Source organism: Flavobacterium gilvum (assembly GCF_001761465.1).
Taxonomy (GTDB): Bacteria; Bacteroidota; Bacteroidia; order Flavobacteriales; family Flavobacteriaceae; genus Flavobacterium; species Flavobacterium gilvum.
Genome location: NZ_CP017479.1, coordinates 1,405,009 through 1,424,419, shown reverse-complemented (window position 1 = coordinate 1,424,419; position 19,411 = coordinate 1,405,009). Strand labels below are relative to the sequence as shown.

Sequence of the window (19,411 nt, the reverse complement as noted above, 5' to 3'; positions counted from 1 at the left end):
TTGCCATATGACCAAGAATTTACTGCAAAACATCAATAACCCAAACGATTTACGCCAACTTGACGAAGCACAACTTCCACAATTGGCTCAGGAATTACGCGATTTCATAATCAACATTGTCGCCACCAAAGAAGGTCATCTTGGTGCTAGTTTGGGTGTAGTGGAACTTACGATTGCATTGCATTACGTTTTCAATACCCCCGAAGATTTATTGGTTTGGGATGTTGGCCATCAGGCTTACGGACATAAAATATTGACTGAAAGAAGAACTGTTTTTCACACCAACCGCCAATTGAACGGTATTTCTGGTTTCCCGAGAAGAAGCGAAAGTATTTATGACACTTTTGGCGTAGGCCACTCTTCTACTTCCATTTCAGCAGCTCTGGGAATGGCTATTGCATCACAATTAAAAGGAGATTTAGGCAAACAGCATATAGCTATTATCGGCGATGCTTCGATAGCTTCGGGAATGGCATTTGAAGGCTTGAACCACGCTGGAGTGACCGATGCTAATTTATTGGTAATCCTCAACGACAACTCCATCGGAATTGACCCTAGTGTAGGTGCTTTGAAAAAATATTTCACTTCCGTAAAAGAAGGTAAAAACCCGAGGCAAAATAACATGATTCGATCACTGAATTTCAATTATTCGGGACCAATTGACGGTAATGATATTTTTGCAGTGATAAAAGAACTGAATCGCTTAAAAAAAATAAAAGGCCCGAAGTTTTTACACCTTATTACCACCAAAGGCAAAGGGTTACAACAAGCTGAAGAAAATCAGGTAAAGTATCACGCTCCTGGAAAATTTGACGCAACTACAGGTGAAATTATTCCAAAACAGGAGGAACATCTGCCTCCAAAATACCAGGACGTTTTTGGATTGACCATTTTGGATTTGGCACAAAAAAATGAAAAAATTATCGGAATCACTCCTGCAATGCCTTCGGGAAGTTCCTTAAAATTCATGATGGAAGCGTTCCCGAAACGCGCTTTTGACGTAGGAATTGCCGAACAACACGCCGTTACACTATCGGCTGGAATGGCTACTCAAGGAATGATTGTTTTTTGCAATATTTATTCTACTTTTCTTCAGCGCGCTTACGACCAAGTGATCCACGATGTGGCTTTGCAAAACTTAACCGTCATTTTTTGTTTGGACAGAGCCGGTTTGGTAGGAGAAGACGGCGCGACACATCACGGTGTTTTTGATTTAGCTTACCTGCGCTGTATTCCTAATATGATTGTTTATGCGCCGTTGAACGAAATTGAACTTCAAAATATTTTATATACTGCACAATTAGGTCTGGAACATCCTATTGCCATAAGATACCCCCGAGGCAGAGGCATCATCAACGATTGGAAAAAAATACATTTCGGGAAATACGAAAAAATAGAAATCGGGAAAGCAAAACTTTTAAAGAACGGTTCAAAAACGGCAATATTATCAACTGGCGCAATAGGCAATAACGTTATTTTGGCTCTTGCCAAAATAGAAAACCCTCAAAATTTTGCCCACTATGATTTTGCCTTTGTTAAACCATTGGATGAAAAAGAGCTCCATACTATTTTTAGACAATTCGAAAGTATTATAACAATAGAAGACGGAGTTATAAAAGGAGGCTTTGGAAGTGCAATCCTGGAATTTGCTGCAACACATCACTATACCTCCAAAATACAGCTTCTGGGAATCCCCGACACATTTATTGAACAGGGTTCTGTTGATGAACTACAACAAAATTGTGGAATTTCCGTTGATAGTCTGGAAATAATTTTCTCACGTTATTGAAATTAATTAATTTGCCGTCCCAAAATACTTAGCCAATTATGGATTCTTTAAACAAACTAATTGCAATTATCTTTTTACTATTTTCCTTGAATGGTTTCGCACAAATCAGAATAATAACCAGCAAAACAGATAACATAAATGCAAACAAAATTGACCAGGCGCTTACAACCATCATAACTTCAAAACCAGACACTATTTCGTATTGGTCAAGCAAAAGTGTAGTTGGACTCGATGTTTCAGAAATGGCCTTTGTAAATTGGAGCGCAGGGGGAACCAGCGCAATATCGGGATTGGTACGCGGACAGTTTAAATGGGATTACAAAGACGACAACCAAGTTTGGGCGACCGAGCTTATTTGTCGTTATGGTATGAACAAACAGGAAGGGATTGAAGTTCGAAAAACAGAGGACGTTTTAAGACTAAACTCTACCTATGGCTATAGAACAAACCCTACGTCCAATTGGTATCATTCGGGCAAATTAAACTTCAATACGCAATTCACAGACGGTTATAAATATCCTAATACCACAGACCCAATTTCAAGACCCTTTGCGCCGGCATACGTCTTCCTGGGAGTTGGTTCGGAATATATCAATAAGCCCGAAAAACTCAACGCTTACCTGTCGCCATTAACATTAAAAAGCACAATGGTACTTGATCAAAAATTGGCAAATGCGGGTGCTTATGGTGTACAAAAAGCAGTTTATGACGCAAGCGGAAATTTGATTTCCAAAGGGAAAAAGTCAAAAACCGAGCTAGGAATCTTAGCAACTTCTTATTTGGAAAGAGAAATCATCAACAACGTTATCTTAAAAAACCGTCTGACTTTGTACACAGATTATCTTCATAACTTTGGGAATATTGATGTTGACTGGCAATTATATGCCGATTTAAAAGTAAACGATTACATCAAATCAAACATTGGCCTGAATTTGGTTTACGACGAAGATATCGATGTTATCAAGGAAGAAAATGGTGTAAAAATTAACGAAGGTTCCAAAGTTCAGTTAAAACAAATTTTAGGCATCGGGTTTGAATATGTTTTTTAACAGCAATAAGCAATAAGCTTTAGGCAATAAGCTTTTAACCCCGATAGCAATCGGGCAATGTCATTAAGTTAAGGATTTCTCGATAAGATTTTTCTAAATATAGCTCTCGCAAAGGCGCCAAGACGCAAAGTTTCGCACCGAATTCTTTGCGCCTTTGCGAGAAAACAAAAAGCTTAACTTAATGACATTGAGCAATCGGGGTTAGCGCGAATTTTTCTTTTTGTAAATTAAAAAATCTGCAATAATCTGCGAACTCTGCGTGAAAAAAACCAACTCGGTTTCTGGTTTTATCTAATTCTTTGCCGCTGTAATAGTTCTGTAAATCAATAAAGCATTTCCATCAGTCAGCATAGAAACGAAGTGACAAATATGAAGCAGTCTTTCATAGAGATTTTCTTTTTCCAAATGATGCTTTTCGGGTAGCATTTTCAGCACGAGATTATCATAATTGGACATCTTACCATCAAATTTATTGTTGTATGCCGTTACAAATTTATCCAATAACGTTTGTATAATCTGGTAACCAACCAATTCCTTTTCGACCACTTCGCGACTTTGGTAAATATTCTTTACGCTAATCTTTATGATATCGTCCATTTGGGCTTTGTACTTACTTTTATCTGTTAGGGCAAAAGGAAATTCTCCTTTCAGAATTGCCTCTTCATTTTCTACAAAAACCTTTACGGCATCATTTATCAAACTTCCGATAGCCAGCGCCCTTAAATAACTAATTCGGTCTTCTTTGGTTTCTAATGTTTTGTATTTCGAAGTATCGATACTGTCTTTTACTAATTTGATTAAATATTCCAAGGCAAAATCCTCAGAAACCAATCCCAAATTGATTCCGTCTTCAAAGTCAATTATCGTATAACAAATATCATCGGCAGCTTCAACAAGATAAGCAAGCGGATGTCGCTCAAAGCCAATGTCATCTCCTTTTTTATTGGCTATCATTCCCATATCCGAAGCTACCTCCTTAAAGAAATTTTTGTCAGTTTGAAAAAAACCATACTTTTTATCGGCTATGTTTTTGGTTGGTTTTTTTGGCAAACTCTCTTTCGGGTATTTCATGAAGGCACCAAGAGTTGCGTAGGAAAGTCTGATTCCTCCTTCAACACCAGGACGCGAACTGTTCAATACCGAAAAACCATTGGCATTTCCTTCAAAATCAACCAAATCCTGCCATTCTTTGGCCGACAAAAGTTCTTTATACTTCAATCCATTTCCAATCGAAAAATATTCCCCAATGGCTTTTTCCCCAGAATGTCCAAAAGGCGGATTACCAATGTCGTGCGCCAAAGATGCGGCAGCAACAATAGCTCCAAAATCATTCATTTGGTAACCGTGCACTTCCTGTAAATAAGGATATTTTTCCAGTATTTTTTTCCCGACTAATCTTCCTAGAGAACGTCCCACTACCGAAACCTCGAGACTGTGCGTCAATCTCGTGTGCACAAAATCGGTTTTGGAAAGCGGAATCACTTGTGTTTTGTCTTGCAAACTTCTGAAAGCCGAGGAGAAAATGATTCGGTCATAATCGACTTCAAATCCCAAACGAGTTTCATCCTGTTCGATTCTCAATCGTTTACCTGTATCTCCTTGTCTTTTTAGTGATAATAATTGTTCCCAGTTCATTGTTATTTCTGATTGTAGATTGCTTCGCCAATTCGAGCAAAGCTCTCGGGTTACGGATTATGATTTTAGATTTAAAACAACCAAAAATACATTTTATTTTAAGATTTTCATCAAAAGGATTTCTTGATAAGCTTTTTCTAAATATTGCTCTCGCTAAGGCGCAAAGACGCAAAGCTTTGCACCGAATTCTTGGCGTCTTGGCGTCTTTTCGAGAAAACAAAAAACTTAAATTAATGACGTTGAGCTCACACCAGCTGGGAAGTTATTTTCTTTATCTATATTTTTCGCTCAATTCCTTAAACGTTTTCTTCTCATCTTCTTCAATTTGATTCCTCAAATAGGCATAATTAACTAAATATTCCATCAGTTTTTTGCTAGGCTCGAAATAAACAAGTTGATTTACAGGAATGTTTTCAATAATTTTAACTTCAATCTTTTCACATTTTAATTCTTTAAGTATTTTTTTACATACACTAAAATGCCCCATTGAATTATATAATCGAATACAATATCTTTCGTTTTCGTGACTTCCAAACCTTGAATATGCGCCAACTATAAACGATATTTTTTGTAGTTCTGTTGTTAAAATATTCGTTTGCAATTGTCCATAAAAAACAGGCTCATTATTTTGTATTATCCCTGACTTGTAATAAGTATAACTCGCATTAATTTTCTCAGCCAGCTTCTTAGAACAAATTTTCCTATCACCAGTGGTTTCTATCTTTTTAATTAATAAATCATCATATTTACCGACTAACAAAGAACATATTTTATCTACTAAACTTTTTTCATAAAATCCATACTGTTCAATTTTATCATTTTCATTTGTAAAGACTTTTCTTCCCATATAATCGGAAACAGTTCCCAACAAAAAAGATTCACCGTCTAAAAACAAATCGTCCTTTTGACTAAATGAAACGATTGCAATCAACCCAAATAAGCAGAAAAATATTTTCATCATGAATTTTATTTTGTTCTTGTTACCTTGTTGTGATTCAACTAAAATATTACGAAACGATTCTATCTTTACATCTTTAGAAATCTCCATAATAACTTTATTAGTATTAAATCTCACAAATTTAGACAAATTTAATTATTGTAGGTAAAATCATTAAAAACCCATCAAACAAAAAACAGCTACCATTACGATAGCTGTTTCTCTTTATTCTATTTTCTATTTTCTGATTAAGACCCACACATTTCGCAATCTTCAGGATCTGCAGCTTGTGCTTTAAGTAACATCGCTTTGAAATCTTCAACATCGATAGATTCTGTTGGTACAACCTCTTTTTCTTTTTTATCATTGTTCAAGGTGAACTTAATTGCATCAACAGCAGCTTTGGTTCTCAAATAATACATTCCTGTTTTCAAACCAGATTGCCAAGCGTAGAAATGCATTGAAGTCAGTTTCGAATAATTGGCATCTTGCATAAACAAGTTCAATGATTGCGATTGATCTACAAAATATCCTCTTTGGCGAGACATATCAATAATATCTTTCATAGACATTTCCCAAACGGTTTTGTACAATTCTTTCAGATCTTGCGGGATGATGTCAATATTTTGAACCGATCCGTTGTGACGCATGATTTCTTGTTTCAAATCATCATTCCACAATCCTAATTTCACTAAATCATTTAACAAATGTTTGTTTACTACAATAAATTCACCAGACAATACGCGTCTTGTGTAAATATTAGATGTATAGGGTTCAAACGCTTCGTTGTTTCCTAAAATTTGTGAAGTTGAAGCAGTAGGCATTGGCGCAACCAATAACGAGTTACGAACACCGTTTTTCACCACTTCTTTTCTAAGCGAAGCCCAATCCCATCTTCCTGATAATTCTTCGTCTTTCAATCCCCACAAATTGTGTTGGAATTCTCCGTTTGACATTGGAGAACCTTGGAAAGTAGAATAAGGTCCTTCTTCAATTGCCATTTCCATAGATGCGGTACAGGCAGCAAAGTAAAGCGTTTCGAATATTTCTTGATTTAACTTTTTAGCTTCATCACTTGTAAAAGGCATACGCAACATGATAAAAGCATCAGCCAGTCCTTGTACACCAAGACCAACTGGTCTGTGACGCATATTGGAATTTTCGGCTTCTTTTACAGGATAATAGTTTCTGTCAATTACTCTGTTTAAGTTACGGGTTACACGTTTGGTAACATCAAACAATAATTGGTGATTAAAAGCTCCATTCTCAATAAACATCGGCAGAGAAATAGAAGCCAAGTTACATACCGCAACCTCATCACTCGATGTGTATTCCAAAATCTCTGTACATAAATTGGAAGAACGAATAGTTCCTAGATTTTTTTGGTTTGACTTTCTGTTGGCAGCGTCTTTGTATAACATATAAGGCGTTCCTGTCTCAATTTGTGACTCAAGGATTTTCTCCCATAATTCACGCGCTTTGATGGTTTTTCTACCTTTTCCTTTTTCTTCATAAGAAATGTATAGTTTTTCAAATTCTTCACCATACACATCATACAAACCAGGACATTCGTTAGGACACATCAAAGTCCAAGTAGAATCTTCCTGCACGCGTTTCATAAACAAATCCGAAGTCCACATAGCGAAGAATAAATCTCTGGCGCGCATTTCTTCTTTTCCGGTATTCTTTTTTAAATCCAAAAAATCAAAAATATCAGCATGCCAAGGCTCAATATAAACCGCAAAACTACCTTTACGTTTTCCTCCGCCTTGATCTACATAACGAGCCGTGTCATTAAACACTCTCAACATTGGCACAATACCGTTTGAAGTACCATTTGTACCACGAATATAAGATCCTGTTGCACGAACGTTGTGTATAGAAAGTCCTACTCCTCCTGCAGATTGCGAGATTTTTGCTGTTTGTTTTAAAGTATCATAAATACCGTCAATGCTGTCATCCTGCATAGCCAAAAGGAAACAAGAAGACATTTGAGGTTTTGGAGTTCCTGCATTAAACAACGTTGGCGTTGCATGGGTAAAATATTTTTTAGACATTAAGTCATACGTCTCCATCACCGATTTTAAATCGTCTAGGTGAATCCCTACAGAAACACGCATCAACATATGCTGTGGACGCTCAACAATTTTTCCGTTTATTTTCAACAAATAAGAACGTTCCAATGTTTTAAATCCAAAATAATCATAGTTAAAATCTCTATTGTAAATAATATGCGAATCCAAAAATTCAGCATTCTCCATAATTACTTTATGAACTTCTGTCGCTAATAATGGAGATTCCATTCCTGTTCTTGGATTGATGTAATGAAACATCTCATCCATCGTTTCAGAAAATGATTTTTTGGTATTTGAATGTAGATTTGAAATAGCAATACGAGCGGCCAATTGTGCATAATCAGGATGTGCAATGGTCATTGAAGCGGCAGTTTCGGCAGCAAGATTATCAAGCTCAGATGTAGAAACGCCATCATATAAACCTTCGATAACACGCATAGCAACCTTAACCGGATCTACCAATTCGTTCAAGCCGTAACACAACTTTTTGATTCTCTCTGTAATTTTATCAAACATTACAGGCTCCTTGTGGCCATCTCTTTTTACTACATACATACTTTTATCCTTTTTTAATTTAATGAATTGCGATTTACGAATAGCAGGAATTCGTAATTCATTTTTTACTCACGGTCAACCCATAAACCAACTCGATATTTTGTTTCATCGCATAAAATGAAATGAAACAAAATGCCGTCATTTGGCCCGAAATTATTCAGGCAGATTAACTTAGTTTTTTAGATTTGGGGGAACCCTAAAACTATCTAATTATAATTATTGTTATTTTTTTGCTTTCAAATAGCTGTAGAAATATTTGAAAATTTAAATATTTTCTAAAAATCAGCGTCGAAACTAATTTTTTGGGAATCATTATTATCAGTCACTTTAACTCCTGATTTTTGATATTCGGCAACTTTTTTCTCAAAGAAATTAGTTTTCCCCTGAAGCGAAATCATATCCATAAAATCAAATGGATTGGAAACATTGTATTCTCTGTTACAACCTAATTCCACCAACAATCTATCAGCAACAAACTCTAAGTATTGCGTCATTAAACCTGCATTCATTCCTATCAAACTTACAGGAAGTGACTCAGTGATAAATTCTCTTTCAATATCCAAAGCATCAACGATAATGCTTCTTATTCTTTCTTTTGGCACTTTATTTACCAAATGATGATTATGCAAATGCACTGCAAAATCACAGTGAACACCTTCGTCACGAGAAATCAGCTCATTGGAGAAAGTCAAACCTGGCATCAATCCACGTTTTTTTAACCAATAAATAGAACAAAATGCACCCGAAAAGAAAATTCCTTCTACTGCTGCAAAAGCAATAAGCCTTTCGGCAAAAGAATCAGATTCTATCCATTTTAAAGCCCAATCCGCTTTTTTTCTAATCGCCGGAAAAACATCCAACGCATTGAATAAATCAGATTTTTCGTTTTCGTCTTTTACATAAGTATCAATCAAAAGCGAATATGTCTCACTATGGATGTTTTCCATCATAATTTGGAAACCATAGAAAAATTTAGCCTCAGGATACTGCACCTCGTTTACAAAATTTTCAGCAAGATTTTCGTTTACAATTCCATCAGATGCCGCAAAAAAAGCAAGAATATGTTTTATAAAATAACGCTCGTCTTCATTCAATTTATTATTCCAGTCATTTAAATCCTGGGATAAGTCAATTTCCTCAGCAGTCCAAAAACTAGCTTCCATCATTTTATATCTCTCCCAAATATCATGATGCTTTATTGGGAAAATTACGAAACGATTTTTATTTTCTTGTAAAATAGGTTCTATTTGAGACATTTGATTTTTATTTATTTATTTTGATTTTATACTTAAAATACACTAGAAAAGTGAAATACAAAGATTAGGAAATAAAGCGGTTATTAAAAGTCAAACTTATTCACAATACACCTTAGTTTTTAACAAAAAATTAAATTAGGAATGCTTTTCAATCAAAAACACAAACAGCTGATTAACAATATATTAATCACTCTATATCGTTTTCAACTCCTATAAATAAAGGATTTTTAAAAATTAAGAATTGTTGTTTAACTTTTAGTTTTTACAAACCGTTTTTTAAGTCTTCGGCAACTTTTTCCAGTTCCATATACCAATCTTCGCCAAAGCGACGAACAAGAGCTTCTTTGACAAATTTATAAACAGGAACTTCGAGTTCTTGTCCCAAAGAACAAGCTGCGTCGCAAATATCCCATCGGTCATAATTGACTGCTGCAAACTCGCTAAAATCTTTGACTCTCACCGGATACAAATGACAGGAAACAGGTTTTTTCCAATCTATTATACCTTGATTGTAGGCTTGTTCAATTCCGCAAAGTGCGGTTTTCCCGTCAAAAATAACGTAAGCACAATCTTTATTGTCAATTAACGGTGTTTCAAGATCACCATCGGTACCATTTACCCAAACTCCTTGGGCTTCGATAGCCTCAATTCCTTGTTTTCTCAAAAACGGTTTAACCTTTGGATATATATCCTCCAATATTTTTGTTTCTGCCAAACTTAACGGCGCTCCTGCATCACCATCGACACAACAAGCTCCTTTGCAAGCTGACAAATTACAAACAAATTCTTTTTCGAGTATATCCTCTGAGACTATGGTTTTTCCTAATTGAAACATTTTGCAAAGGTAAACAAACATTCAAGAAATAAAAAAAACTCCCAAATATTAAGTCTCTGAACTATGCTAATTAACACATTGCAAATACTTTACTTACATAAATTCGACAATTCAAACATCCTTCCCCGATTTATTTACCATATAAGTCTTATAAGTTTTTACTTTTCACATGTGTTAATTTGCTTTCTAACCATCAAAACCTCTTAAGTCCATAAAAGGCAAATAACCAGAAACTTTTACGCACTTTATAACAGTTCTATAAATTATACTTCTATAAAGATTAACAAAAAAACTTAAATGACTTATATGGTTCAAAAAAAATACATCAACGAAATTGCTGTTGTAAATCAAACAAATAATATACTTTTTGTTAAAAATATAAAATAAGCGTATTTTTGCAAACTGAATTATTTATCAAAACAAACAAATCATGACAAATTTTGATTTAAAAGAAATAATAACTGTAGGAATGGTGCTTTTTGCAGTAATCGACATCGTGGGTTCTATCCCAATAATAGTAGGATTAAGAGCCAAACACGGACACATTGAATCTGAAAAAGCGGCTTTGGTGGCTGGATTGATAATGATTTTGTTTTTATTTATTGGAGAAGAATTTTTAAGTCTAATCGGAATCGATGTACATTCCTTTGCGGTAGCGGGTTCATTTGTATTATTTTTTTTGGCTTTGGAAATGATTTTGGGCATCCGAATTTATCGGGACGAAGAAGCGAGCTCCGCCTCGATTGTACCACTAGCATTCCCTTTGATTGCCGGCGCGGGAACAATGACCACTTTACTTTCGCTACGTTCCCAATTTCACACTCTAAATATTGTAATTGCCATTCTGCTCAACATTATATTGGTTTACATTGTTTTGAAATCATCTGGAAAAATTGAAAAAATGCTCGGACAAAATGGACTTGGAGTAATTCGTAAGACTTTTGGCGTGGTTCTGTTGGCGATAGCTGTTAAATTATTTGCCGCTAATGTTAAAGGTTTGTTTCTCTAATAAAAAAAATCATAATTTTACCCCCTAAATATTTATGTGTTAAAGATTACGGCTTCGTTTTTAGCCAATATAATTTGAAATTTTTGACTCTAAAGAATCTTTAACCTATTTAAAAACTTTAAACCTATGAAAATTTTCACTAACATTTTAGTGCTTTTGGCAGTTGCGCTTCTTATTTTCAACATTACCTTAATTGATTTTCAAAATCCATTCAAAGGGGACAGTATGATTGCGTTTGTTGGTGTTGTCGCTTCATTTTGTGCCGTTTTAATTCTTCTAATTTTTAGAATGTCTAAAAAAATAGTTGAAAAAATGAATGACAAAGCATAACCGTGTTTGATGTATTAATCATAGGCGGTGGCGTTTCGGGCGTATCATGCGCCATGGTGTTGGGTTCTGCCAAAAACAAAGCATTTGTTTCGTCTAAGAAAATAGGGATTTTCACCCATCAAAAGACTTCATCGCTTCAGGAAGCCATTTTCAACAATGCCTATGGAATTCCTCCGGGAAAATTAGGTTCTGAATTGTTAAATGAAAGTGTTGAACATTTGCACAATACTTATCCCCATATTATTCAAATTCCTGAAGAAAAAGTATTAAAAATCGAAGGAGAATATCCAGATTTTACTGTTTTCACAAATAAAAACAGCTACAAAACAGCTAACATTGTAGTTGGTATTGGCTCTGCCAATACTTTTGCTATCGAAGGTTTAATGCAATACGTCGAACCTCATAAAAAAGCACTTCCCGAAAAACAAAGAATCCAACTCAAAAATAACGACCATAAAGTCACTGATGGCATTTATGTTATTGGGACTCTTGCGGGCTGGAGAAGTCAACTCACGATTGCAGCTGGCAGTGGAGCCGCTGTTGCTACTGATTTACTGACTTTGTGGAATGATGGGGCACAAACCCATTCCCATGATAGTATTCGAAAATAAATAGCAAATTCGTTTATTCGTTTATTCGTTTATTCGTTTATTCGTTTATTCGTTTATTCGTTTTAAACTTTAAACTTTAAACTTTAAACTTTAAACTTTAAACAAAAAAAGACAACTTAGCGAATTTACTTTAAATCTTTTAGTTTTGCTTCCTCCTTCAAAACCGCTTTTATCATGGTGTCGTCTTTCAAAACCATTTGATAATAATAAACATCGCCGTATAACTGTCTTGCGAATTCAGCATTGACATAGCGTTTCACCAATGGTTTATAGTTAGCTAAGTCAATTTTTAACCCGTTTTTGGTCAAGTATTTTTGAAAAGCAGTAAAGTACAAATCCGTTTCGTTTATTTTTGTTTTAAATTGTTCGAAAGTCAATTTTGTAAACACCTTTCTTTTTTTATCCAATTCTTCAAAAACAAAATGCCCCACAATTCCGGACTGCAATAAATACGAAACATTTTCTACACCGTGTTCCGCTTCCAAAGGCACGAAAACATCAGGAATAATTCCACCACCACCGTAAACGATTTTCCCTTTTTTTGTTTTAAACTTTAATGAATCAACCACTTTTATGCTGTCTTTTTTATAAAGTTCTCCGTGCAAAAAACGAGAATCCGATTCTTTAAAATATTCCTCATTACCGCCTTTGGCATAGGACTTTTGAATACATCTTCCCGTTGGGGTATAATATCTTGCAATGGTTAATCGTACAGCCGAACCATCCTTGAAATCCATTTCACGCTGTACCAAACCTTTTCCAAAAGAGCGTCGTCCCACAACCGTTCCGCGATCATTATCCTGAATAGCTCCTGCTAAAATTTCACTTGCTGAGGCGCTGTTTTCGTTAATCAAAACAAATAAACTTCCAGTTTCAAAATCACCTTCTGCGGTTGCATAGGTTTTTTCGGTAGGCTCTTTTGTGCTTTTTGTAAAAACTATTAACTCTTTGTCTTTCAAAAACTCATCCGCAATCGCGATGGCTTCTTCCATATAACCACCACCGTTGTCACGAAGATCGACCACAAGTGATTTAATCCCTTGTTTTTTTAACGAAATCAATGCTTTATGAAACTCATCGAAAGTGGTTTCGGCAAAACGATTAATCTTGATGTAACCGGTTGTATTATCCAAACGCAAGGCAACGTCAACGCTTTTTAGCGGAATAACATCCCTTTTTATGGTTATTTTCATCTTTTTGCGTTCCGCTTTTCGATAGACCGTCAATTCGATTTTTGAACCTACTTCTCCTTTTAGCTTGGCAAACAAACTGTCGTTGGGCAATTTTCGCCCATATAATTTGGTTTTACCTGCATACAAAATCCGATCTCCGGCTTTGATTCCAGCTTTTGCCGAAGGCCCGTTTTTTACCGGATTGATAACTGCAACCGAGTCATTGTGCATATAAAAATTGATTCCGATTCCCACAAAATCGCCTTTCATGGTCTCGGCAATTTCGGCTTGTTCACTTGGTGGAATATAAACGGAATGCGGATCTAATTTTGCCAAAATACTATTTACCGTAAGACTCACAATAGAATCGGTATTGACATCATCGACATATTCGCTGTCAATGAAATCAATTAGTTTGTTGAGTTTTTCTTTGGTATTTCTTTTGGACAAAAAGGAGTTAGTCGAAGAAGGGGAAGACAAGCTGCCAATCAAAACACCAAGGGCAAAAATGCCACCAATAACTATGGGTAAATATTTGTTGTCGAATTTCATTTTTTTTCGAATCTTAGTTCGATTTTTTTTTTAATGATAGCAAAAATGATACCCGTCGATAGCGCAATATCATTAAAATTAACCTTTTGTTTTCTCGCAAAGTCGCTGAGTCGCTAAGAATTCAGTGCAAAACTTTGCTAGCGAACTGACGAAGCAAATCTCTCTCTCTTTAGCCCCGATTGAAGCGGCATCCTTTTCCTTTTTTCTTTAAAAAGGAAAAGATATAGCGAAAAGCGGGACCCATCTCTCCTAAAACACCAAATCTTTCTGCTCCAAAATCTTAAACTAGCACTGATTTTCTAATCTTCCAAAACAGGAATATGCTCTACTTCTATGCCGGCTTTTATTAAAAATTGCAATCCCGAATCGTCGCGGTATCCATTGTGATACACCACTCTTTTTATTCCTGACTGATGAATCAGTTTACTACATTCCTTGCAAGGCGAAAGCGTGATATACAAAGTCGCTCCTTCGCAGGATTGTGTGGAACGAGCTACTTTCAAAATAGCATTGGCTTCGGCATGCAAAACATCCCAACGCGTCAAACCGTCTTCATCTTCACAGCAATTTTCAAATCCAGAGGGCGTTCCATTGTATCCGTCCGAAATTATCATTCGGTCTTTTACGATAATTGCCCCAACTTGTTTTCTTTTGCAATAGGACAACAAACCCCATTCTGTGGCAATCCTAAGATACGCTTTATCGTATTTATTTAATTTTATTTTTTCCATAAATCAATAGCTTTTCCAAATTTCACTTTCCAATATCATTGGTAAAACCACTCCAATTATAAACGCTGACATTACCAATGACCAATCTCGTTTTGAAAAACGAAACACCGTTTGCACAATATACGACAAAATCAAAACCACAACCACTACCGTAATTTGTGCCGCTTCAATACCTAATGCAAATTCGCCCATGGGCAATAATTTTGAGGACGCACTTCCGCCCATTATCGTTTTGAAATAATTTGAAAACCCTAATCCGTGGATAATTCCAAAGAAAAGCGTTATTATAAAAACCAAATTGACATTTCCGTTTTTGCTTGATTTACCGGCTGTAAACAAATTATAAAGCGCCGTTATCAATATTGTAATCGGGATGAGTAATTCGACAACATTCACTTTGACAGTAATAATTCCAAAAACAGAAAGGAACAAGGCCGTTGTATGTCCCAAAGTAAACATTGTAACCAAAAGCAAAATCCTTTTCCAATCGGCAAAAGAGAACGGAACAGACAAAGCAATCAAAAACAAAACATGGTCGTAGGCATGAATATTCAATACGTGTTTCAAACCAATCTGGAAATAAATCAAAAATTCAGACATCATAAATAGTAAATTGATATGGGGTTGTAAACTTACGATTTATACCGATTATACAAAACACGTAATGCAATGAATTACACTAACCGCTGCGTGTAATTATTCTTAACCACATAGAACCATAGAAATCATAGAATTTAAAAAGAATTTGGTATTCGTTTTACTCTTCACATAGTCAAACTATGTGGAAAACAGTCTTATTTCTATTCTTTCTTTACCGATTTGTTATTAAATCTATGCCTCTATGTGGTTTATTTTTACTTAAATATAATTTCACATACCAGTTTTTTTCTATTTTTTTTGAAATAAATCCTTCGGGATAAAAAACAAAATTGAAGCAAATAAACAAATTTATTACCTGATTTTTTAAAGGTTAAATCTGATTAAAAAAAACTGCAAAATGCTCAAAAAAATAAGTAAAACTGATTTTGTTCCTAAAAATTTTAACTATCTTTATATCAAACCTTAAACACCAAAATTATGCCTTTCTCAGATTTATTCAACAGCGAAAACATCCAAAGAGCCAGAGGCCATTTTTCAGCTATTGTACGTGTAGCTCACGCAGGCGGAAACATAACTGAAGAAGAACAAAGATTCCTGGATAAATTAGCAACCTCACTTCAAATTTCTGATGAAGAATATAAAGAAATTTTAAAAGATCCGTCGAAATATCAAATCAACGCTCCCTACTTATATATAGAAAGGCTCGAAGCACTCTACAAACTAGCGAGAATCGTACATCGTGACCATCAATTGGGCGATTTACAAGAGCACTTATTAATTAAATTTGCTCTGGCTCTGGGTTTTACACCTGGAAATGTGAATTACATTGTCAACAAAGCTTTAAAATTAGTCGATATGGGAGTCGATGAAGAAACTTTTCTCTACGAAATGAAAAATATGTATAAATAAAAGTCTGCGAAGTCTGCGTGCTAATTTTATTCACGCAGACTTCGCAGACTTTCGCAGACACAAATAAAAAAGCTCTCAGAAACGAGAGCTTTTTTGGTGGTTTATTATTTGGTTTAGTGATGGTTTACTATTTATGCGAATCAAGGGTTGAATATATAACTTTTTGGTTTCTAGTAGAGACCTAACAGGTTTTAAAAACCTGTTAGGTCTAATCTAAAGAATAACAGATTTTTATTTTAACTCTTGATTCACATTATTTACTCTATTTTGCTTTAAGCATAAATTCTTCAGCCTTTTCGACCATTTTTACGCTTCCGCAAAAGAAAGGCACCCGCTGATGTAGTTCCGTTGGCTGAATTTCCATAATACGATCGAAGCCGTCTGAAGCCTTCCCTCCCGCCTGCTCCACTATAAAAGCCATCGGATTGCACTCATACAACAATCTCAATTTCCCTTTTGGAGCTTTGGAGCTTGTTGGGTAAATATAAATTCCGCCCTTAATCATATTCCTATGAATATCAGCAACAAGGCTTCCAATGTAGCGGGAAGTGTACGGACGATCTTCTTCTTCGAGCTGACAATATTTTATATAATCTTTCACCCCTTGCGGAAAATGAACATAATTTCCTTCGTTAATTGAATAAATATTTCCGTTTTCGGAGAATTTCATGTTGGGATGCGAAAGGTAAAATGTTCCAATTGCCGGATTCAGCGTAAAGCCGTTTACGCCGTGTCCTGTTGTGTAAACAAGCATAGTCGATGTTCCGTAAATCACATAACCGGCTGCAACTTGTTGTGTTCCAGGCTGCAGAAAATCTTCGAGTGTTACAGGAGTTCCTATTGGCGTTACTCTTCTGTAAACCGAAAAAATAGTTCCAACCGAAACATTAACATCAATGTTAGACGAACCGTCAAGCGGATCCATCAAAAGCACATATTTGTTGTTGTGGCTGTTATCACTTCCCTGAACGGTAATAAAATCATCATTTTCCTCCGAAGCGATGCCGCACACAATTTCACGATTAATCAAGGTTTGGATAAAAATTTCATTGGCATACACATCCAACTTTTGCTGATCTTCTCCCTGAATATTTTGTTCTCCAACAGCCCCAACAATATCTACCAATCCCGCTTTGTTTACTTTATAATTAACCACTTTGGCTGCCAAGCGAATTGAATTGATAATTCTTGATAATTCCCCCGAAGAATACTGAAAAGCTTTTTGGTTTTCGATGATAAATTCTCCGAGTGTTTTGTTTCTTTCTTCCATTACGAAATCGATGTAGTTAATTTGAAGTCACAAATATCGTTTTTTTTGTGAAAAGGAAAAAAATAACACTTAGATAGTTTTTCAGTATTGTATATTTGCTACATATTTGACAAAAAAAAGTTACTATTTGACTGTTTTTTATATAATCAAAAACAATAATACCAAATAAAATGAAAATACGCAAAGGCGAAAAAGAAGACATGCATGCCGTTTTGGAATTAATCCAAGAGCTAGCTGTATTCGAAAAAGAACCCGAAGCTGTTTTGATTACCGAGGAAGATCTTGTTCGTGACGGCTTTGGGCAAAACCCATTGTTTCACGTTTTTGTTGCCGAAGTTGAGAATCAAATTGTTGGTATTGCTTTGTATTATTACCGATATTCCACTTGGAAAGGAAAAACCATCCATTTGGAAGATTTAATCGTAAAAGACAGTATGCGTGGCACCGGATTGGGATATGCGTTGTATTCTGAAATTATTAAACAAGCCAAAATCGACAATGTTCGAAGAGTCGAATGGGCTGTTTTGGACTGGAATACAACAGCAATCGATTTTTACGAAAATTCAGGAGCTAAAGTATTTGATGAATGGCGCGTGGCGCAAATGGACGAATCAGGTATCGACTATTTTGTAAAAAACAAATTAAAAAATTAAAAGTTATAATGTGATTTCGTTTTAGGAAAAGTTCAAAAATTCGAAATCAAAAATCTGAATTAAAATGAGGGTATTCAAATTTGGAGGTGCATCGGTAAAAGATGCAGCCGGTATCAGAAACGTTTACGACGTTTTGCAACAAGTGGGTTATGAGGACGTGTTAGTTGTTGTTTCGGCAATGGGAAAAACCACTAATGCACTGGAAGATGTGATTAAAAATTATTTTGATAAATCACCTGAATTGAATTCTTCGGTACAGGAAGTAAAAAAATACCACAACCAAATCTTATTGGATTTATTCGAAGATGAAACCAATGAAGTTTTCACTGCGGCAAATACACATTTTAACGATTTAGAGTATTTTCTAGCTCACAATAAATCACCAAATTATAATTTTGTTTACGATCAAATCGTAAGTTACGGAGAAATCATATCGACTACCATTTTGAGTCATTTTATGAATTTCAAAGGTATTAAGACAGAATGGGTAGATATTAGAAATTACATCAAAACCGATTCTACTTACCGCGATGCCGAAGTAGATTGGGAATTGACACAAAAAAACATTGCAGGAAACTTCAAACGCAACATTCTAAACATCACTCAAGGTTTCTTGGGATCTGACGAAAACAATTTTACCACCACTTTGGGACGTGAAGGTTCAGATTATACTGCGGCAATTTTGGCATACTGCCTTGGCGCCGAAAGCGTAACGATCTGGAAAGATGTTCCGGGAGTTATGAATGCCGACCCAAGATACTTTGAAAACGCAAGTTTGCTAAACCATATTTCGTATCGTGAAGCCATCGAATTGGCGTTTTACGGAGCATCGGTTATTCACCCAAAAACATTGCAACCGCTACAGAAAAAGGAAATTCCGTTGTATGTAAAATCCTTTATCAATCCGTTGCTAAAAGGAACTGCAGTTGCCAAAGGACAAGATTTAGAGCCTTATTTGCCATGTTTCATCGTAAAAAGAAACCAATTATTGATTTCGTTGTCTTCGATAGATTTCTCTTTCATTATGGAAGAAAACATCAGCGAAATCTTTGGTTTATTCCACCAATTCAGACTTAAAGTAAACTTAATTCAGAACTCTGCGATTAGTTTCTCGGTTTGTGTGGAGGATAAATTTGGAAACTTCAATGATTGCAACGCAATCCTTTCCAAAAAATTCAAAGTGGATTTCACCGAAAATGTTACTTTATACACCATTAGACATTTCAACGAACAAGCTGCTCAAACGGTAGAAGATAACAAAACTGTACTATTGAAACAAATAAGCAAAGAAACGATGCAAATCGTAACCAAAGAGAATTAATTTTTTAATTAGATAAAAAAAAATGGAAGCCGAATTTCTCAGCTTCCATTTTTTGTTTACAGAAATATGGCCCACAGATGACACGGATTAAACGGATTTTCACAGATTTATCAAATCGCCTA

Annotated in this window: 17 protein-coding genes; 8 read left to right on the top strand and 9 right to left on the bottom strand. The window is 35.4% G+C overall.

The window, feature by feature from the left end:
* Positions 1 to 7 precede the first annotated feature (7 nt).
* Together EM308_RS05950 and EM308_RS05945 are read left to right on the top strand one after the other, a co-directional pair.
* On the top strand, positions 8 to 1,789 hold the full coding sequence (locus EM308_RS05950; protein ID WP_035634353.1) for a 1-deoxy-D-xylulose-5-phosphate synthase: 1,782 nt from the start codon (positions 8 to 10) through the stop codon (positions 1,787 to 1,789).
* Between the two features lie 38 nt (positions 1,790 to 1,827).
* Positions 1,828 to 2,838 (top strand): DUF3078 domain-containing protein, encoded by a 1,011-nt coding sequence (locus EM308_RS05945; RefSeq protein ID WP_035634350.1) that lies wholly within the window; start codon positions 1,828 to 1,830, stop codon positions 2,836 to 2,838.
* A 291-nt stretch (positions 2,839 to 3,129) separates the two neighbouring features.
* Here EM308_RS05945 and dgt read toward each other — a convergent pair whose 3' ends face one another.
* From dgt to EM308_RS05920, 5 genes are all read right to left on the bottom strand, one after another.
* The gene (gene dgt, locus EM308_RS05940; protein WP_035634347.1) at positions 3,130 to 4,473 is read right to left on the bottom strand and encodes a dGTP triphosphohydrolase; all 1,344 of its coding nucleotides are present in this window, start codon (positions 4,471 to 4,473) and stop codon (positions 3,130 to 3,132) included.
* 271 nt (positions 4,474 to 4,744) lie between these two features.
* Positions 4,745 to 5,521, bottom strand: coding sequence for a hypothetical protein (locus EM308_RS05935; protein WP_035634344.1), 777 nt, complete (start codon positions 5,519 to 5,521; stop codon positions 4,745 to 4,747).
* Between the two features lie 137 nt (positions 5,522 to 5,658).
* The gene (locus EM308_RS05930; protein WP_035634341.1) at positions 5,659 to 8,040 is read right to left on the bottom strand and encodes a ribonucleoside-diphosphate reductase subunit alpha; all 2,382 of its coding nucleotides are present in this window, start codon (positions 8,038 to 8,040) and stop codon (positions 5,659 to 5,661) included.
* Positions 8,041 to 8,315: 275 nt separating this feature from the next.
* Positions 8,316 to 9,296: a ribonucleotide-diphosphate reductase subunit beta gene (locus EM308_RS05925; protein ID WP_035634338.1), complete on the bottom strand. Its 981-nt coding sequence runs from the start codon at positions 9,294 to 9,296 to the stop codon at positions 8,316 to 8,318.
* Between the two features lie 262 nt (positions 9,297 to 9,558).
* The gene (locus EM308_RS05920) at positions 9,559 to 10,131 is read right to left on the bottom strand and encodes a DUF3109 family protein (RefSeq protein ID WP_035634335.1); all 573 of its coding nucleotides are present in this window, start codon (positions 10,129 to 10,131) and stop codon (positions 9,559 to 9,561) included.
* Between the two features lie 430 nt (positions 10,132 to 10,561).
* On the opposite strand from EM308_RS05920, the gene EM308_RS05915 reads away from it, so the two are divergent.
* The 3 genes from EM308_RS05915 (at position 10,562) to EM308_RS05905 (ending at position 12,081) form a co-directional block, all read left to right on the top strand.
* Positions 10,562 to 11,140 (top strand): MarC family protein, encoded by a 579-nt coding sequence (locus EM308_RS05915; protein ID WP_035634332.1) that lies wholly within the window; start codon positions 10,562 to 10,564, stop codon positions 11,138 to 11,140.
* A 126-nt stretch (positions 11,141 to 11,266) separates the two neighbouring features.
* Positions 11,267 to 11,470, top strand: a complete 204-nt coding sequence (locus EM308_RS05910; protein ID WP_035634329.1) for a hypothetical protein — start codon at positions 11,267 to 11,269, stop codon at positions 11,468 to 11,470.
* A gap of 2 nt (positions 11,471 to 11,472) precedes the next feature.
* Positions 11,473 to 12,081 carry an FAD-dependent oxidoreductase gene (locus tag EM308_RS05905; RefSeq protein WP_081907226.1) on the top strand — a complete coding sequence of 203 codons (609 nt, stop codon included), beginning with the start codon at positions 11,473 to 11,475 and terminating at the stop codon, positions 12,079 to 12,081.
* 125 nt (positions 12,082 to 12,206) lie between these two features.
* Here EM308_RS05905 and EM308_RS05900 read toward each other — a convergent pair whose 3' ends face one another.
* From EM308_RS05900 to EM308_RS05890, 3 genes are all read right to left on the bottom strand, one after another.
* On the bottom strand, positions 12,207 to 13,805 hold the full coding sequence (locus EM308_RS05900) for a S41 family peptidase (RefSeq protein WP_035634323.1): 1,599 nt from the start codon (positions 13,803 to 13,805) through the stop codon (positions 12,207 to 12,209).
* A 299-nt stretch (positions 13,806 to 14,104) separates the two neighbouring features.
* Positions 14,105 to 14,536 carry a deoxycytidylate deaminase gene (locus EM308_RS05895; RefSeq protein ID WP_035634321.1) on the bottom strand — a complete coding sequence of 144 codons (432 nt, stop codon included), beginning with the start codon at positions 14,534 to 14,536 and terminating at the stop codon, positions 14,105 to 14,107.
* A 3-nt stretch (positions 14,537 to 14,539) separates the two neighbouring features.
* Positions 14,540 to 15,136, bottom strand: a complete 597-nt coding sequence (locus EM308_RS05890; protein ID WP_035634318.1) for a HupE/UreJ family protein — start codon at positions 15,134 to 15,136, stop codon at positions 14,540 to 14,542.
* Between the two features lie 477 nt (positions 15,137 to 15,613).
* On the opposite strand from EM308_RS05890, the gene EM308_RS05885 reads away from it, so the two are divergent.
* Positions 15,614 to 16,045: a TerB family tellurite resistance protein gene (locus EM308_RS05885; RefSeq protein WP_035634316.1), complete on the top strand. Its 432-nt coding sequence runs from the start codon at positions 15,614 to 15,616 to the stop codon at positions 16,043 to 16,045.
* 262 nt (positions 16,046 to 16,307) lie between these two features.
* Here the strand turns inward: EM308_RS05885 and fbp are convergent, their stop codons facing one another.
* Entirely contained in the window at positions 16,308 to 17,315 is a 1,008-nt protein-coding gene (fbp, locus tag EM308_RS05880) for a class 1 fructose-bisphosphatase (protein WP_035634314.1), read from the bottom strand.
* A gap of 170 nt (positions 17,316 to 17,485) precedes the next feature.
* On the opposite strand from fbp, the gene EM308_RS05875 reads away from it, so the two are divergent.
* A complete protein-coding gene (locus tag EM308_RS05875) occupies positions 17,486 to 17,968 on the top strand; it encodes a GNAT family N-acetyltransferase (RefSeq protein ID WP_035634311.1) in 483 nt (160 codons plus the stop codon).
* Positions 17,969 to 18,032: 64 nt separating this feature from the next.
* The gene (locus EM308_RS05870) at positions 18,033 to 19,289 is read left to right on the top strand and encodes an aspartate kinase (RefSeq protein WP_035634308.1); all 1,257 of its coding nucleotides are present in this window, start codon (positions 18,033 to 18,035) and stop codon (positions 19,287 to 19,289) included.
* Positions 19,290 to 19,411 lie beyond the last annotated feature (122 nt).

Bases quoted from the DNA above. Each gene is read 5' to 3' on its own strand.
- EM308_RS05950 (WP_035634353.1), top strand. From the start codon at position 8: ATGACCAAGAATTTACTGCAAAACATCAATAACCCAAACGATTTACGC.
- EM308_RS05945 (WP_035634350.1), top strand. From the start codon at position 1,828: ATGGATTCTTTAAACAAACTAATTGCAATTATCTTTTTACTATTTTCC.
- dgt (WP_035634347.1), bottom strand. From the start codon at position 4,473: ATGAACTGGGAACAATTATTATCACTAAAAAGACAAGGAGATACAGGT.
- EM308_RS05935 (WP_035634344.1), bottom strand. From the start codon at position 5,521: ATGGAGATTTCTAAAGATGTAAAGATAGAATCGTTTCGTAATATTTTA.
- EM308_RS05930 (WP_035634341.1), bottom strand. From the start codon at position 8,040: ATGTATGTAGTAAAAAGAGATGGCCACAAGGAGCCTGTAATGTTTGAT.
- EM308_RS05925 (WP_035634338.1), bottom strand. From the start codon at position 9,296: ATGTCTCAAATAGAACCTATTTTACAAGAAAATAAAAATCGTTTCGTA.
- EM308_RS05920 (WP_035634335.1), bottom strand. From the start codon at position 10,131: ATGTTTCAATTAGGAAAAACCATAGTCTCAGAGGATATACTCGAAAAA.
- EM308_RS05915 (WP_035634332.1), top strand. From the start codon at position 10,562: ATGACAAATTTTGATTTAAAAGAAATAATAACTGTAGGAATGGTGCTT.
- EM308_RS05910 (WP_035634329.1), top strand. From the start codon at position 11,267: ATGAAAATTTTCACTAACATTTTAGTGCTTTTGGCAGTTGCGCTTCTT.
- EM308_RS05900 (WP_035634323.1), bottom strand. From the start codon at position 13,805: ATGAAATTCGACAACAAATATTTACCCATAGTTATTGGTGGCATTTTT.
- EM308_RS05895 (WP_035634321.1), bottom strand. From the start codon at position 14,536: ATGGAAAAAATAAAATTAAATAAATACGATAAAGCGTATCTTAGGATT.
- EM308_RS05890 (WP_035634318.1), bottom strand. From the start codon at position 15,136: ATGTCTGAATTTTTGATTTATTTCCAGATTGGTTTGAAACACGTATTG.
- EM308_RS05885 (WP_035634316.1), top strand. From the start codon at position 15,614: ATGCCTTTCTCAGATTTATTCAACAGCGAAAACATCCAAAGAGCCAGA.
- fbp (WP_035634314.1), bottom strand. From the start codon at position 17,315: ATGGAAGAAAGAAACAAAACACTCGGAGAATTTATCATCGAAAACCAA.
- EM308_RS05875 (WP_035634311.1), top strand. From the start codon at position 17,486: ATGAAAATACGCAAAGGCGAAAAAGAAGACATGCATGCCGTTTTGGAA.
- EM308_RS05870 (WP_035634308.1), top strand. From the start codon at position 18,033: ATGAGGGTATTCAAATTTGGAGGTGCATCGGTAAAAGATGCAGCCGGT.